The 13,857-nt window shown below is 70.7% G+C and carries 13 protein-coding genes and 3 pseudogenes; 3 read left to right on the forward strand and 13 right to left on the reverse strand.

All coding sequences use genetic code 11. The features are described 5' to 3' along the window. Nucleotides 1-155: 155 nt before the first annotated feature. Nucleotides 156-1,191, reverse strand: a pseudogene (locus tag ACFJGX_RS27105) (CDP-6-deoxy-delta-3,4-glucoseen reductase). Between the two features lie 141 nt (nt 1,192-1,332). On the opposite strand from ACFJGX_RS27105, the gene ACFJGX_RS27110 reads away from it, so the two are divergent. Then, entirely contained in the window at nt 1,333-2,277 is a 945-nt protein-coding gene (locus ACFJGX_RS27110) for a LysR family transcriptional regulator (protein WP_382327467.1), read from the forward strand. Nucleotides 2,278-2,287: 10 nt separating this feature from the next. Here the strand turns inward: ACFJGX_RS27110 and ACFJGX_RS27115 are convergent, their stop codons facing one another. The 3 genes and pseudogenes from ACFJGX_RS27115 to ACFJGX_RS27125 form a co-directional block, all read right to left on the reverse strand. Beyond that, the gene (locus tag ACFJGX_RS27115) at nt 2,288-3,247 is read right to left on the reverse strand and encodes a fumarylacetoacetate hydrolase family protein (protein ID WP_382327469.1); all 960 of its coding nucleotides are present in this window, start codon (nt 3,245-3,247) and stop codon (nt 2,288-2,290) included. 7 nt (nt 3,248-3,254) lie between these two features. After that, nucleotides 3,255-4,091 carry a porin gene (locus ACFJGX_RS27120; RefSeq protein ID WP_382327471.1) on the reverse strand — a complete coding sequence of 279 codons (837 nt, stop codon included), beginning with the start codon at nt 4,089-4,091 and terminating at the stop codon, nt 3,255-3,257. Between the two features lie 55 nt (nt 4,092-4,146). Then, nucleotides 4,147-4,449: pseudogene (locus tag ACFJGX_RS27125) on the reverse strand (hypothetical protein); the annotation flags it as partial. A gap of 99 nt (nt 4,450-4,548) precedes the next feature. On the opposite strand from ACFJGX_RS27125, the gene ACFJGX_RS27130 reads away from it, so the two are divergent. Further along, nucleotides 4,549-5,523 carry a Bug family tripartite tricarboxylate transporter substrate binding protein gene (locus tag ACFJGX_RS27130; protein WP_382323161.1) on the forward strand — a complete coding sequence of 325 codons (975 nt, stop codon included), beginning with the start codon at nt 4,549-4,551 and terminating at the stop codon, nt 5,521-5,523. A gap of 12 nt (nt 5,524-5,535) precedes the next feature. Here ACFJGX_RS27130 and ACFJGX_RS27135 read toward each other — a convergent pair whose 3' ends face one another. From ACFJGX_RS27135 to ACFJGX_RS27175, 9 genes and pseudogenes are all read right to left on the reverse strand, one after another. Then, nucleotides 5,536-5,994, reverse strand: coding sequence for a hypothetical protein (locus tag ACFJGX_RS27135; protein WP_382323160.1), 459 nt, complete (start codon nt 5,992-5,994; stop codon nt 5,536-5,538). Nucleotides 5,995-6,139: 145 nt separating this feature from the next. Further along, nucleotides 6,140-6,394, reverse strand: a complete 255-nt coding sequence (locus ACFJGX_RS27140; RefSeq protein WP_382328825.1) for a DUF3325 domain-containing protein — start codon at nt 6,392-6,394, stop codon at nt 6,140-6,142. Then, nucleotides 6,394-7,938, reverse strand: a complete 1,545-nt coding sequence (locus ACFJGX_RS27145; protein WP_382327473.1) for a PepSY-associated TM helix domain-containing protein — start codon at nt 7,936-7,938, stop codon at nt 6,394-6,396. Before ACFJGX_RS27145 ends, ACFJGX_RS27140 begins: the two co-directional genes overlap by 1 nt. Next, nucleotides 7,935-8,198, reverse strand: a complete 264-nt coding sequence (locus tag ACFJGX_RS27150; RefSeq protein WP_382162083.1) for a DUF3649 domain-containing protein — start codon at nt 8,196-8,198, stop codon at nt 7,935-7,937. Before ACFJGX_RS27150 ends, ACFJGX_RS27145 begins: the two co-directional genes overlap by 4 nt. Continuing rightward, a complete protein-coding gene (locus ACFJGX_RS27155; RefSeq protein WP_382328827.1) occupies nt 8,198-9,076 on the reverse strand; it encodes a TonB-dependent receptor in 879 nt (292 codons plus the stop codon). The genes ACFJGX_RS27150 and ACFJGX_RS27155 overlap by 1 nt, the downstream gene beginning before the upstream one ends. Continuing rightward, nucleotides 8,983-10,665 (reverse strand): annotated as a pseudogene (locus ACFJGX_RS27160) (TonB-dependent receptor domain-containing protein); the annotation flags it as partial. The gene ACFJGX_RS27155 and the pseudogene ACFJGX_RS27160, both read right to left, overlap by 94 nt. Before the next feature lie 77 nt (nt 10,666-10,742). Beyond that, nucleotides 10,743-11,696, reverse strand: a complete 954-nt coding sequence (locus ACFJGX_RS27165) for a FecR domain-containing protein (RefSeq protein WP_382323157.1) — start codon at nt 11,694-11,696, stop codon at nt 10,743-10,745. A 6-nt stretch (nt 11,697-11,702) separates the two neighbouring features. Then, nucleotides 11,703-12,215: a sigma-70 family RNA polymerase sigma factor gene (locus ACFJGX_RS27170; RefSeq protein WP_382327475.1), complete on the reverse strand. Its 513-nt coding sequence runs from the start codon at nt 12,213-12,215 to the stop codon at nt 11,703-11,705. 119 nt (nt 12,216-12,334) lie between these two features. Then, on the reverse strand, nt 12,335-13,135 hold the full coding sequence (locus ACFJGX_RS27175; RefSeq protein ID WP_382323156.1) for an IclR family transcriptional regulator: 801 nt from the start codon (nt 13,133-13,135) through the stop codon (nt 12,335-12,337). A gap of 110 nt (nt 13,136-13,245) precedes the next feature. On the opposite strand from ACFJGX_RS27175, the gene ACFJGX_RS27180 reads away from it, so the two are divergent. Then, nucleotides 13,246-13,857: tripartite tricarboxylate transporter substrate-binding protein (locus tag ACFJGX_RS27180; RefSeq protein WP_382327477.1), on the forward strand; the 612-nt coding region annotated here is incomplete at its 3' end.

Raw genomic sequence — 13,857 nt, forward strand, 5'->3', positions numbered from 1 at the left:
AGAAGCGGCGCGAGGCCGTGAGGTTGAAGCACTCCAGCGTGCCGTGGCTCAGGCACAAAGGCTTGAGCACGGAGTGGCGCGCCGGCGGTTCGACGCGGCAGTTGTCGGGGACGAATCCAGCGATCATGGCGATGGGTCTCTCTCTCGGTTGAAGGTCAGTGCGGGGCCGGGCGGCGGTCGGCCTCGGAGATGAAGGCATCGGCGAAGAACTGGTTGGCCGGCAGGCCGGCCTCGCCGAAGTCGCGGCGGGCCGCGTCCACCATGGGCGGTGCGCCGCAGGCATACACCTGGTGCCGCGACAGGTCGGGGTGGTCCTGCAGCACGGCGCGGTGCACGAAGCCGGTGCGACCGGCCCAGGCGGGGTCGTCGCCCGCTTCGCTGAGCACCGGCACGTAGCGGATGTGGGGGTGTTCGGCGGCCCATTGGCGCGCCTGCGCATCGAGGTAGAGGTCGATCCGCCGGCGGCCGCCCCAGTACACGTCGATGGGCCGGCGCAGGCCCTGGGCCAGGCTGTCTTCCACCATGGCCTGGATGGGCGCGAAGCCGGTGCCCGAGGCGAGCATGACCACGGGTTTGTCGCTCTGCGCGTCGAGGAAGAAGCTGCCCTGGGGCGCCTCCACGCGCAGCAGGTCGCGTTCGCGCAACTGCCCGAACACGTGGTCGGTGAAGCGGCCGCCGGGCATGTGGCGGATGTGCAGCTCGATCTGCCGCCGGCCACCGGCGCGCGGTGCGCTGGCCATGGAGTAGCAGCGCCGCAGTCCGTCGCCGAGCACGATCTCGAGGTACTGGCCAGCGCGCCAGTTCAACGGCTCGTTCGGTGGCGTGCCCAGCAGCAGGCGCATCACGTCGGGCGCGAGCCGCTCCATGCGCAGCACCCGCACCGGCAGCGTGCGCGCCGGCACCAGGTGGGGGTCGAAGGGTTCGATCTCGAAGCTGCAGTCCGTCAGCGGGCGCGCGCAGCACAGGTGCACATGGCCCTGCGCCTTTTCTTCGTCGGACAGGTAGTGCGGGTGCACGTCGCCGAAGTCCACCTGGCCCGACACCAGGCGGCCCCGGCAGGTGCGGCACACGCCCGAGCGGCAGCTGTAGCGCATCGCCAACGCCGCTGGCCAGGCCGGCGCGCAGGATGTCGGTGCCGGGACCACAGGCAAAGGATTGGTCGGCCGGATGCAGCGTGATGGTGAAGCTCATGCGCGAGACTTTGGCAGCGCGCCGCGAGGCCGTCCAACAAATAGTCGTGATGGGCGCCATGTCGCCGCGAAATGGCCGCCGTGGCCTTCGTGGCTTTCCCCAATGGACGCGCTCGCCAGCCTGCCTACACTGCCCCCACCCATGAACATCAACACCGTCGACCTGAACCTGTTCCTTGTCTTTCAGGCCATCTACGTCACCGGCAGCGTGACCGTCGCCGGTGAAAAGGTCTGCATGACGCAGTCGGCCGTGAGCAACGCGCTCAAGCGCCTGCGCGAGCGCTTCGACGACCCGCTGTTCGTGCGCACGCCCAAGGGCATGGTGCCCACGCCCATGGCCAAGCAGCTCATCGGCCTGGTCGAAGAAGGCCTGGCCAAGTTCAACCAGGCGCTGGACCAGGTGCGGCGTTTCGATCCCGCCACCAGCGACCGCCTGTTCCGCATCGCCATGAACGACGTCGGGCAGCTGGTGGTGCTGCCGCGCCTGATGTCGGCGGCGCGCGCGCAGGCGCCGCATGTGCAGTTCGAGATCATCGGCACCTCGCCGGAAGAAACACGCCACCTGATGGCGGACGGCGGCGTCGACCTGGCGATCGGCAGCTGGGCGCCCATGGGCGCGGGCTTCCATGCGCAGCACCTGTTCGACGAGACCTTCTTCGCGCTCATGCACGTGGACCACCACATCCGCTCCGAGCGCATGAGCTTCGACGAGTACTTCGGCGCCGAACACCTGGCCTACCGGCCCAGCGGCGCCAGCGATGCGGCCCTGCAGTCCACGCTGATGGCGGCCGACCTGCTGGCGCGGCGCAAGGTGGTTCTGACGGCCGCGCACTCCCTGGGCCTGTCGGCCTTGTTGAGCGAATCGCGCCTGGTGCTCACCGTGCCGTGCCGGCTCGGCCAGGCCATGATGGCCTCGCGCGACCAGCTGCGCTCGGCGCAACTGCCGTTCGAGGTGCCGCCGTTTTCGGTGCGCCAGCAATGGCACGACCGCGCGCACGCCGATGGCGGCAACATCTGGCTGCGCGAACTCACGCTGGCCACGCTGCACGACGGGGAGACGGCGGCATCGCCGGGCGAACCCGGCTGAAGCGCCTTCGTCAGCGCGCCGCCACCAGGGTGTTGCGCAGCGTGCCGATGCCGGAGATGGCGACCTCGATCACGTCGCCCGCCTTCATGAACACCGGGGGCTTGCGCCCGGCCCCCACGCCGGCCGGTGTGCCCGTCAGCAGCACATCGCCGGCGTTGAAGCAGTACCAGCGCGAGAAGTGCGCGATGGTCTCGGGCAGGCTGAAGATCAGGTCGCTCACGGGCGAGGACTGCATGAGCGCGCTGTTGAGGTGGGTGGTGATGTGCAGGCGCCCCACGTCGGGCACTTCGTCTGCCGTGAGCAGCACCGGCCCCAGCGGCGTGAAGCCCTCGAACTGCTTGCCCATGATGTTGACCTCCCAGGTCTGGCGCGCCTCCCAGGGCTGCGTCGCGCCCCAGACGTCGCGCACCCAGTCGCGCGCGGAGATGTCGTTGCGCACGGTGTAGCCGGCGACGCAGGCCATCGCCTGGTCCGCGCTCACGCGGTGGCAGCGCCGGCCGAAGACCACCGCGAGCTCGCCCTCGTAGTCCACGTGCGCGGGCGCGTCGGCGGGCAGCGCCACCGCGTGTTCCGGCCCGACGATGGAGGCCGCCACCTTGAGGAAACCGGTGGGCTGCCGGGGCGCGGGCGTGCCGGCCATTTCGGCCAGGTGCGACTTGTAGGCCAGGCCCGCGGCCACCACCAGGCCGGGGTTGGGCACGGGCGCGAGCAGGCGGGTGCCCGGTGGCATCAGCGCCCCACGCTGGCGCAGGCGGTCCTGCAGGCCGGGGTCGGCCTGCACACGGTCCACGAGGCCGCGCACCAGGGCCAGCGCGGCGGACCCGCCGGCCAGCAGCTCGCGCAGGCTCTCGGGCAGCCAGGCCTCCAGGCTGTCGGCCTGGGCCGCGCGCCGCAGCGCCAGCACCTCGCCCGAAGGCAACAGGGCACCGGGCTCGCCGCCGCGCACGGAATCGATGGTCACGAGTTTCATGGGGATCTCAGAAGTGGTGGCGCATGCCGAGGGCGTAACCGGTGCCGGTACGCAGGCCGGTGGCCCGGTCGTTCATCACCACGGCGTACACATCGGTGCGCTTGGACAGGCTGTGCAGGTAACCCGCGGCCAGCGTGGTGCGATCGCGCTCGGTGGTGCCGGCCTGCGTACGTTCGGTGCGCACCCACGAGGCGATGAAGCGCCCGGCGCCGAAGGGCACGGCCGCGTGCACACCGACGGTGTCCAGGTCGATCTCGGCCTGGCCGCGCGGGCGCAGCGTGGCCTTGGCCCACTGGCCGAACAGCTTGACCACCTGGAAGTCGTAGGACACGCTGCCGAGCGTGCTCGACTCGGCTTCGATCACGTAGGGCGCGCCCGCCGGGTCGGTGCGCGAACGCGGCACGTTGTACGCCGCCGCGCGGATCCTGCTGACGCTCAGCGCCGCCGCGAAAGGACCCGAGCGGTAGTTCGCCGTGCCATCGAAACGGCGCCCTTCGGGCGCGGCTTCGCCCGGTGCGACCTGCAGCGAGCCGGAGAAGTTGCCCAGCGTGGGCGTGTTGTAGACCAGCGAGTTGTTCCAGCTGCCGTCGCTGATGCCGTGCGAGGCCAGCATGGGCTGCGAGCCGACGAAGGTGTGCAGCATGAACGGGCCCAGCGTGGTGGAGTCGCCAAAGGGCGTGAAGCTCAGCGTGTTGACGAAACTGCCGGTGGGAATGCGGCCCGCGCGGAACTGCCCGAAGGCGCCGCGCACACCGACGAAGCTGTAGCGCGAGAAGAAGCGGCCGGCGGCGTTGTCGCCCGGGTGGCGGCCGACCTCGCCGGTGTCCAGGCGGAAGCTGCGCACCGAGGTCGAACAGCGCGGTGAGCCCACCGCCCAGGTCTTCGGAGCCGCGGATGCCCCAGCGCGAGGTGGTCATCATGCCGCCGTCCACGCGCGAGACGCGTGATTCGCCCGCGAGCTGTCTGGCGTAGAAGCCGCCGTCGACGGTGCCGTACAGCGTGGGGCCGGTGTTGCTCTGTGCCGTGGCGGGCAGGCCCGTGAGGGCCAGCGCCGCCGCGACGGCGATGCCGCTTTTCGTGGTGTTCAAAAGGTGTCTCCTGGTTGTTGAATACGGGCAGCGGGATGCTAGGTATTCGACTTCCGGAAAACCAATGAAAGCTCGTGATGCGGCGCATGCGTTTGCGAAATGTCGGCGGGACATTTTCAAAACGGATGGGGCGCATCACCAATCTTCGTTTGAAGCGCGCGAGCAGCCGGCCTAGCATGCGGACAGCCCAACACAAACACAGGAGACAGACCCATGCGCCTGAGCAGAAGAAGCCTTGTCGCGGCGATGGCCGCGACCTCACTCACCACCACCGCCGGCCTGGCGTTCGCGCAGGACGCGGGCCGCCCCATCCGGCTGCTGGTGCCGCTGCCGCCGGGCTCGGGTGGCGACAACATCGCGCGCATCCTCGCCACGCCCTTGCGCGATCTGCTGGGCCACCCCATCGTGGTGGAGAACCGGCCGGGCGGCGACATGATGATCGGTGCCAGCCAGGCGGCCAAGGCGCCGGCCGACGGCAACACCTTGTTGATGGCGCACATGTCGACCATGGTGATGAACCCCTTCGCCTACAGCAACATCAGCTACGACCCGGTGAAAGACTTCAGCCCCATCGGCAAGATCAGCGAGAGCACCGCCGTGGTGGTGGTGCACCCCGCCGTGCCCGCCAAGACCCTGGGCGAGTTCGTGGCCTACGTGAAGGAGCGGCCGGGCCAGGTGTCCTACGGCACGGCCATCCTCATGGTGCAGATCGCCGGCGAACAGCTGGTGCACACGCGCCAGCTCCAGATGACGCGCGTGCCGTACAAGGGCGGCGCCCAGGTGATGCAGGACACGCTGGCGCGCCACATCGACATGTCGATCGCCGACACCTCGTCCTACCTGGCGCTGATCAGGGCCGGCAAGCTGCGCCCGTTGGTCACCACCGGCGCGGAGCGCAACCCCTTGCTGCCCGACGTGCCCACCGCGCGCGAGGCGGGCTTTCCGGAAATGGAGATGCGCGGCTGGTGGGGCCTGTTCGCGCCGGCACAGACCTCCAAAGAGGTGGTGAACAGGACGGCGGCGGCGCTGCAGAAGGTGCTGGCCCTGCCGGACGTGGTGCAGCAGCTGCGCGCCATCGGCGCCGAGCCCCGGCCGCTCCCACCCGAGGCCTTCGCGCTGGAGATGAAGCAGCAGCAGGACCATTGGGGCCAGGTCATCAAGACACTGAAGATCAAGGCCAGCGAATGACGATGAAAACGTTCAGTACAGGAACACCTCGCCGCCCCGGCTGGCGAAGAGCTTTCTCGCGAGGTCCCTCGCCCTGTGTCTTTCCTGGCTGGCGATCGCGCGCACGTAGTCCAGCTTCTCGGCGCTGAGGCCGGGGAAGCGCGTGGCGATGTCGGTGTCGCCGCGCGCCGCGCAGCGCACCGCCTCGCCGTACGACCAGCGCAGGTCGTTGCACAGCTCGAGCACCTGCTTGGCCGCCACCGCGCGGGGCAGGCGCAGGCCGTGGAACTCCAGGTAACGCGCCAGCTGGGCCTCGTCCTCGGCCTCGATGAGCAGCGTGCCGTTGTCCTCATGGGACCGCGCGCGGTGGTAGAAGTCCAGCTGGGTCAGGGCCTCCACCTCGTCGGGCCGCAGGCGCACGGGTGGGTCCGGGGGAAGTTCGGTCGGCGCGCTGTGCCGGGGGTTGCTCAACGGAAACGGGATGACGGGCATGGACAGCAGAGAAGTTCAACTGCCTTCATTCTGCAGACCCTGGCTCCGGCACGGGGCGCGCGCTGGCCGGGAAGCACAGAAAGCCCTGGAAAGCGTGAATTCCGCACCGCGATGCGTGCGGCGCGGACACCACCGCGCGCCACCCTCAAGCGAGCGCCAGGACGACGACCACGCCCGCGACGGAGAGCAGGCCCAGCCACAGCACCGGCCCCACGGCCCCACCGGCGCCCAGCAGGCACACGGCCAGCGCCGCCCCCAGGCCGAGCAGGCCCACCGCCCGCCCCAGCCAGCGTGCGGCGCGCGAGGCGGGGCGCTTGCACAGCCGCTGGTGGTGGCGGTCCATGGCCAGCGCCAGGCCGGCGAAGCCGACGCAGGCCAGCGCCAACGCGAGCAGCGGCATCACGCGCCTACCCCCGTTCGCCGCGCCCGCCGGTGCAGGCGCCAGGCGATCCACGCGAAGGCGCTCCCCAGCGCCAGCGCGGTGAGATCGAATCCCGCCATCGCCCAGTCGCCCCGCGCCCAGGACGCACCGAGGTGCTGCCCGCCGGTGAGCGCGTTCAACACCGGCAACAGGCCCAGCGCCCCGGCGGCGAGCGCGCCTTGCTCCACCCAGGCGCGCGGTGGTGGCCGCAGGCAGGCGTGCAGCAGCGTGGCGCCCCAGGCGATGAAGAGGGCGTGCGCCTCCCAGCCGGCGCGGTCGGCCAGGTCGATCGGCAGCAGGCGGTTGGCCCAGAAGTAGGCGCCGATGGCCACGGGCAGGCCGAACACGGTCGCCACGTTCAGCCGCTCCACCAGGCGCAGCCCACGGTGCGGCCGGCCCTGGTCGCGCTCCAGTTTCTGGCGCCGCTTCACCGTCCACAACACCAGCCCCGTCGCCACCATGGCGGTGCCGAGCAGGCCCGACAGCGCGTAGAGCCAGCGCAGCACGGGCCCGGCGAACAGGCCCTCGTGCAGGCCCAGCAGGCCTTCGGCCACGGTCAGCGTGCCACGACGGCTGGGCGCCCGGGTCTCCAGCAGGGCGCCGCTGGCGCCATCGAACACCATCACCTCCACGTTGCGCAGCGGGCCGGTGAGCACCGGTGCGATCTGCACGCGCGCGCTGGCATCGCCGGGGTGCAGCACCTCCACGGCCTGCACGCTGCCCAGGCCCCAGCGCTGTTCGGCCTGCGCCAGCATGGGCGCCACCGGGGCCAGGGGCGCGGGTGTGCCGGAGGGCGCGGCCGGGGCCTGCCAGGCGGTGAACTCGGCGAGGAACTGGCCCTGCCCCGCCGGGCCGGCGCCGTAGTGGGCCGACACCACCCAGGGCATCAAGGTCACGGCGAAGAAGATCAGCCCCGAGTAGGTGATCATGAATTGGAAGGGCAAGGTCATCACGCCCAGCACGTTGTGGGCATCGAGCCAGGAGCGCTGCCCCTTGCCCGCGCGGAAGGTGAAGAAGTCGGCGAAGAAGCGCTTGTGCGCGACCACGCCCGAGACGAGGGACACCAGCAGGAACACCGTGGCCGCGCCCACCAGCCACAGCGCCGCGCCCGCGGGCAGGTAGTGCAGCCGCCAGTGCATGCGGTAGAGCAGCTGCCCGCCGCCCGTCTCGCGCGGCGTCGCCAGGGGCTCGCCGCTGTCGGCATCCAGCGCCTGCTCTTCCATGTGGCCGTCGTGCGGCCACGAGGCCACCAGGTGCGGCGTGTCGCGGTGGCCGGGCAGCTGGATGGCCCAGCGCTCGGCACCGGCCTCGTGCGCGTTCAGGTAGCGCAGCGCCGCGTCGGCGGCCCGCGCGCTGTCGACCGGGGCGGGTGGCGGTGGCAGCTCCGGGCGCATCCAGCGGTCGATCTCGCTGTCGAAATAGCCGGCCGTGCCGGTGAGGAAGATGAAGTACAGCAGCGAGCCGAGCAGCAGGCCCGCCCAGGTGTGCACCCAGGACGTGCTCTGGCGGAAGCCACCCGTCATGGCCAGCGCCCCAGCGCCAGCAGCAGCGCACCGCAAGGCAGGCCCACCAGCGCGAGGCCGGCGCAGGCGCGCCAGGCGCTGCGCGCGGCGAAGCACCAGAGGATGGCCGCCACGTACACCGCGAAGCTCATCAGCAGGGCCAGCGCCACGGTGTCCACGCGGTCCAGGGGCAGCGCCTCCATCAGCGCCAGGGGGAGCCACTGGGCCAGCACGTAGCCACCCGCCACGCCGGCGAGCGCGCGCGCCGGGATCTGGTTCATCAGAACTTCACGCGCAGGTTCACACCGACGCTGCGGCGCGGTCCCATCTGCGCGTAGATGGGGGTGGCATCGCGGTCGATGAAGGTGTTGTAGCGCTCGTCGAACAGGTTCTCGGCGAACAGGCTGAGTTCCCAGTTGTCGTGCCGGTAACCGACGTGCGCGTTGGCGATGAAGCGCGAGTCGATGGGGTCCTGGGGCGCGATGCCGAAGCGGCCCACGTAACCCGCCATGTACTTGGCGTCGCCGCCGACGAAGAAGCCGTTGCGCAGCTGGTAGCGCCCGCCGAAGCCCAGGGTCCATTTGGGGGCTTCGGGGAAGGGCTGGCCCGACAGGTCGCCGTAGCTGGCGTGGTTGAATTCCTTGAACCGGGTGTGCAGGTAGCCCAGCGAGGCGGACACCGAGAAGCGCCGGTTGACCTGGAAGGCCGGTTCGATCTCGAAGCCCCAGGCCCGCGAGGAAGCGGCGTTCGAGGTCTCGCGGTAGGACTGGTTGTTCGGGTCGGGCCGGATCTCGATCTGCTGGTCCTTGTAGGTGGTGAAGAACAGGTTGGCGTTGAGCGTGAGCCGCTCGTCGAGGAAGCGGCCCTTGTAATAGAGCTCGTGGTTCTGCGCGGTCTCAGGCCCGTAGTACGCGGCCCGGCCGGTGTTGTAGTTGACGTAGAAGCCGCCGGTGCGAAAGCCCTCGGAGTACGTGGCGCCCAGCAGGTGCCCCGGCGCGAGCTGTTTGCCAGGCCGAGCTTGGGCACGAAGTTGGTCTCGCTGAAGTCGGCCCGGTTCTCGTACTGGTTGGGCACCGCGCCAAAGGGGTAGGACTCCGCGTTGCGTTGCACGGTCTTCTCGCGCAGGTAGTCCCAGCGGCCGCCCACGGTCACGCTCCAGGTGGGCACGAACTCGTGCGTGGCTTCGCCGAAGAGGGCCAGGTTGGTGGTCTTGCGGTTGAAGGTCTCGCCGAGTTGCAGGAAGGGCACGGCGATCGCGCCGAAGCGGGAGTCGTAGTTCTGGTGGCTGGCGAACACGCCGCCCACCCATTTCCAGCGGTCCCGCTCGTAATTCAGCCGCACTTCCTGCGTGAGCAGGGTGTCGTTGACCTTGCCGTCGATGCCGTCGAGCAGGCCCGGTGTGCCCTGGTCCACCGAGCGGCGGCGGGTGATGCCCTTGTGCAGGCCGGTCTGCGAGGTCAGCCGCAGCTCGGGCGACAGTTCATGCGTGATCTCCATGCCACCGTTGTGCACCTTGGTCTGGCGGAACTCGGCGTAGGTGGGGATGGCGTACCAGTCGCCGCGCTCGTCGTCGAGGTCGAAACCCGGGCCGACGCCGATCAGGCGCTCGTTCGGGCGGTCGTTGGAGTACGCGTAGCTGAGCATGGCGCGCGTGCTGCCCGAGGGCTGCAGCAGCAGTTTGGCGCGCAGGTTCTGGCTGATCTCGGTGCGCAGATCGTCGTAACCCGCGAACGCCTGGTAGCCGGGATAGGCCACCGTCGTGCGCCCGCGCTCGAAGGCGCCCGACAGGCGCAGCGCCGCGGTGTTGTCCACCAGCGGCGTGTTGAGCACGAAGGCCGTGCCGGTCTGGCGGTGGTTGCCCAGCGTGGCCGAGAGCTCGGCCTCCTTGTCGAAGACCGGGTCCTTGGTCTTGATGTAGACGGCACCGGCCGTGGCCGCGCGTCCGCTGAGCGTGGACTGCGGGCCGCGGTAGACCTCGACCTGCTGCGCATCCCAGAGGTTGCGGGCCCCGAAGCGCGAGCTGTAGCGGGCCTGCAGCACGCCATCGATGTAGATCGAGCCCATGGGCGCGCCGGAGGGCACGAAGCCTTCGGTGCTCATGCCCCGGATGACGAAGCCGGAGTTGAGGAAGGCGGCGTCCTCGACGTTGCCCAGGCGCCGCAGGGAGTCCTGGAGGTTGCGGATCTGGCCTTCCTCGATGTCCTCGGCGGTGACGATGCCGACGGACGCGCTGGAGGTGTCCAGGGTCTGGGTTTCGCGCGCGCCGTAGAGCTTGGCGGTCACGGTCACCTGGGGCAGTTCGGTCGCTTCGGTGGGTGCCTGGGCGTCCGGCGCCTGGGGTGCCGCGGCGGGTGCGGGCGCGCGGCGCAGGGAAAAACCGCCAGCCGCCTCGACCAGCTCGAACCCGCTGCCCGCCAGCAAGCGCGAGAAGCCCTCACGCGGGGTGTACTGGCCCTGCAGTCCCGGGCTGTTCAGGCCGGCGAGCTGGCGCGGGTCGAAGGACAGCGGCACGCCGGCCGTGGCCGCGAACTGGGCCAGCACATCGCTGAGCTTGCCGGGCGCGAGGGCGTAGCGCTGCCCCGCCACCGCTTCGGCGGCCCGCGCCGGGGCGGGCACCAGGGCCGCCATGCCGGCCAACCCCATCAGCGCGCAGCCGATGGCCAGGCTCAGCGCCCTGAACTCGAAGACCGGGGATGCGCCCCCAGGGGGCGGCGGGTGGGAGGGAAGACCATGCGGTGAACCTTTCATCGGGTGTGCGGACGCGGAGGGGAGCGCGTGAGCGACGCGCCTTTCAACCGGTACACCGGACGAGCCCGAAAAAGGTATCAGCGGGCCTGCACCGTGATCCAGTACGGCGTGGCGCGGGCGATGCGCAAGGGCAGGGTCTGCTCCAGCAAGGCCAGGCTGGCCGGCACGTCGCCGAGCGCGAAGGCGCCGGAGACGGGCAAGGCGGCAACGGCCGGGTCGCAGCGCAGCACACCTCGGTGGTGGCGCGCGAGCTCGGCGACCAACTCGCCCAGCGGCATGTCGCGCGCCAGCAGCATGCCTTTCTCCCACAGCGTGGCCGTCGCCTCCACGGCTTGCACCGGCTGCATGGCGTGGGCCGTGAACCGCATCTGCTCGCCCGCGCGCAGCAGGACCGCCTGGTCGGACTCGGCGGGGCGCACCTCGACCGCGCCGTCGAACACGGCCACGCGGGTGGCGTCGCCCAGGTGGCGCACCATGAAGCGGGTGCCCAGCGCGCGCACGCTGCCCTGGGCGGTGCGCACGGTGAAGGGCCGCGGCGTGGGCGAGGGGTCGCGGCCGGTGGTGATCAGGATCTCGCCGGCCAGCAGCGTCAGGCGGCGGCTCTCGGCGCCGAAGGCCAGGTTCACGGCACTGGCGGTGTTGAGCACCAGGCGGGTGCCGTCGGCCAGGTCGATCGAGCGCCGCTCGCCGACGCCGGTGCGCAGATCGGCGGTCCATTCCTGCCAGGGCGCCTCGCGCCAGCTCAACCAGGCCACGGGCGCGGCCAGGGCCAGCAGGCCCAGCAGGTGCCGGCGGCCCGGGCGGCCCAGGCGCGACAGGGTGTCGCGGCCCAGCCGGGGCGGCACCCGGCGAAAGGTCTCGAGCATGCTTTCGGCGCGCCGCCAGGCGGCTTCGTGCGCGGGGCTGCGCTCGCGCCAGCGCCCCAGCTCGGCCAGTTCGCGTTCGCCGGCCTCGCCGGCCTGCAGCAGCACCATCCAGCCGGCGGCCTCGTTCAGGATCGCCGGATCGATGTCGGTCGCGGACACGGCCATGGCGGGTCAGGCCAGCGCGAGGCAGCCCGCGAAGGCCACACGCATGTGCCGTTTGACGGTGATCAGCGAGGTGCCGAGCTGCGCCGCGATCTGGCCATAGGTCAGGCCATCGAGCTGGGCGAGCAGGAAGATATCGCGCGTGCGCGGCGGCAGGCTGCGCAGCATGGCGTCGATGCGGCACAGCGCTTCCAGGATCAGCAGCCGCGTCTCGGGCGAAGGGGTTTCGGGCTCGGGCAGGTGGGTCAGGGCCTGCAGGTAGGCGCGCTCCACGTCCTGGCGGCGCCAGTGGTCCACCACCAGGCCCTTGGCGATGTGGGTCAGCAGCGCGCGAGGCTGCTCGCCGAGCTTGCCCGGCCGCCAGCTCGACACCATGAGGCGCACGAAGGTGTCGTGCGCCAGGTCGGCGGCCACGAAGGAGTCGCCCAGCTTGCCGCGCAGCCAACCCTGGAGCCAGCCGTGGTGGTCCACATACAGGGTGGTGAGCTGTTGCTGCTCAAGCGCGATCTCGGGGGTGCGCACGGTGCTTTCCTGCCGCTGGCAAGCAGGCGGCCCAATTGTCGGAATGAGAATTATTCCTAATATAGCAGCAAGAAACGTCGGTCGAGCGGCTCGGCGCGACGGGCGCGAATGGGCCCAGGCTAAGGCCCGGTCTCCCGCGCCAGCGCGCCCTGCAGTTGGGCCGCCAGCGCGGTGAGCGAGCCCGACAGCTCGCGCACCACGCGCGCCAGCGGCTCCTCGGTGGAGACGCTGAGGTTGAGCACGTGCACGCCCTCCACCGTGTTCAGCGGCATGGCCATCGCCACCACCTCGGGTTGCCAGGACGCCGCGCAGAAGCCCTGCTCGTGCACCTGCCGGATGGCCGCCAGGATGTCGGCCTGCACCTCGGGCCAGTGGCTGCCGCAGCGCCGCTGGAACACGCCGAACAAGGCCTTGCGCCGGCCGGCCGACACCGTGGACAGGTAGGCCCGGCCGAGCGAGGTGAGTTCCATCGGCACCCGCTGCCCCGAGACCACGTTGCGCAGCGCCACGCGGCGGTTGTAGCGGATGGATTCGAGGTACACCATCTCGTCGTGGTCGGGCGCTGCCAGGCCCACGTTGACGCGCTGGCTTTCGGCCAGCGCGCGCATGCGCGGCGCGGCCACCGCGAGCACCTGGGAACCGGCCCGCATGGCGTGCGCGAAGCTCAGCACCGGCGGCGCGAGCCGGTAGGCGCGGCGCCGGCGGTCGTGCTGCAGCAGGCCCGCGCCCACCAGGGTCTGCGTGAGGCGGCTGATGGTGGAGGGCGACAGGCCCGTGCGCTCCGCGAGGTCGCCGTTGCCCAGCCAGCTCGAGCCAGGGCGGAACGCCCGCAGGATCAGGATGCCGCGCTCCAGCGAACGGTTGGTGGGCGAGCTGCCGAAGCTGTCCTCGGACGGGGTCGGAACGGGGGTGGTCTTCATGTTCGTGATTCCACTGCTTGGAATTGGAGGGGTGCGGCCGGGAAGCATCGAACGTAGCATGCTTCCCTGAGAAAAACACCGTTTTCCCCATGGCCCTACCGGAGACAACCATGCCCCTTTCCCGTCGAACCGCCGTCGCGCGGATCAGCCTCTTCTTCGTGTCGGCGGCGCTCGCCACCACCGCCGCGCTGGCCCAGTTCCCCGACAAACCGATCCGCCTCGTCGTGCCCTTCGCGCCCGGCGGCGGCACCGACCTGATCGCGCGCACCCTGGGCCTGGGCATGTCCAAGGAGCTGGGCCAGACGGTGGTGATCGAGAACAAGCCCGGCGCGGGCACCATCATCGGCACCGACCTCGTCGCCAAGAGCCCGGCCGACGGCTACACGCTGGTGATCTCCACCTTCGCCCACGCGGTCAACCCCAGCCTGATGCCCAAGCTGCCCTACGACAACGACAAGGCCTTCGCGCCGGTGATCCTGATCGGCAAGGGCCCCAACGTGCTGGTGGTGCGCGCCGAGAGCCCGTACAAGTCCGTCAAGGACGTGCTGGACGCGGCCCGCGCCAACCCGGGCAAGCTCAACTACGCCTCGCAGGGCAACGGCACCTCGGCCCACCTGGCCGGCGAGATGTTCGACAACCTCGCCAAGGTGCAGATGAAGCACATCCCCTACCGCGGCGCGGGCCCGGCGCTCACCGACCTGATGGGCGGCCAGGTGGACATG

Source organism: Hydrogenophaga sp. UC242_50 (genome assembly GCF_042697355.1).
Classification (GTDB): Bacteria; Pseudomonadota; Gammaproteobacteria; order Burkholderiales; family Burkholderiaceae_C; genus Hydrogenophaga.

Bases quoted from the DNA above. Each gene is read 5' to 3' on its own strand.
- ACFJGX_RS27140 (WP_382328825.1), bottom strand. From the start codon at position 6,394: ATGCCGCTGCTCGCGTTGGCGCTGGCCTGCGTCGGCTTCGCCGGCCTG.
- ACFJGX_RS27150 (WP_382162083.1), bottom strand. From the start codon at position 8,198: ATGAACCAGATCCCGGCGCGCGCGCTCGCCGGCGTGGCGGGTGGCTAC.
- ACFJGX_RS27175 (WP_382323156.1), bottom strand. From the start codon at position 13,135: ATGAAGACCACCCCCGTTCCGACCCCGTCCGAGGACAGCTTCGGCAGC.
- ACFJGX_RS27110 (WP_382327467.1), top strand. From the start codon at position 1,333: ATGAACATCAACACCGTCGACCTGAACCTGTTCCTTGTCTTTCAGGCC.
- ACFJGX_RS27165 (WP_382323157.1), bottom strand. From the start codon at position 11,696: ATGGCCGTGTCCGCGACCGACATCGATCCGGCGATCCTGAACGAGGCC.
- ACFJGX_RS27130 (WP_382323161.1), top strand. From the start codon at position 4,549: ATGCGCCTGAGCAGAAGAAGCCTTGTCGCGGCGATGGCCGCGACCTCA.
- ACFJGX_RS27145 (WP_382327473.1), bottom strand. From the start codon at position 7,938: ATGACGGGTGGCTTCCGCCAGAGCACGTCCTGGGTGCACACCTGGGCG.
- ACFJGX_RS27115 (WP_382327469.1), bottom strand. From the start codon at position 3,247: ATGAAACTCGTGACCATCGATTCCGTGCGCGGCGGCGAGCCCGGTGCC.
- ACFJGX_RS27135 (WP_382323160.1), bottom strand. From the start codon at position 5,994: ATGCCCGTCATCCCGTTTCCGTTGAGCAACCCCCGGCACAGCGCGCCG.